Origin of the sequence: Caulobacter sp. 602-1 (assembly GCF_003931565.1) — a bacterium.
Lineage (GTDB): Bacteria > Pseudomonadota > Alphaproteobacteria > Caulobacterales > Caulobacteraceae > Caulobacter.
In genome coordinates, this window is record NZ_RRYI01000224.1 from 1 (window position 1) to 271 (window position 271).

Sequence of the window (271 nt, forward strand, 5' to 3'; positions counted from 1 at the left end):
GCCCACGAGAGCCAGCGCATCCGAAATGCCGGAACGCCGCAGAATCGACAGCACCAGACTCGTCTTGGCCTGCACGGACTCGTTTTGCGTGATGCGGAACTTCTCGGCCCACGCCGTCAGCGGCTTCCACAGCAGCACGTCGATGAGCAGCACCACGATGACCATGGTCACGATGGCCCACAGCACCTTGCCCAGCTGTTCGTGCTCGGACGCCACCGCCACGAAGCTGCCGAGGCCGGGCAGTGCGTACGTCCTGTTGTTCACGGAGATC

General features: G+C 63.8%; 1 pseudogene. It reads right to left on the bottom strand.

Features of this window, described 5'->3' with window-relative positions:
- Window positions 1–271, bottom strand: a pseudogene (locus EIK80_RS25970) (sulfonate ABC transporter permease); the annotation flags it as partial.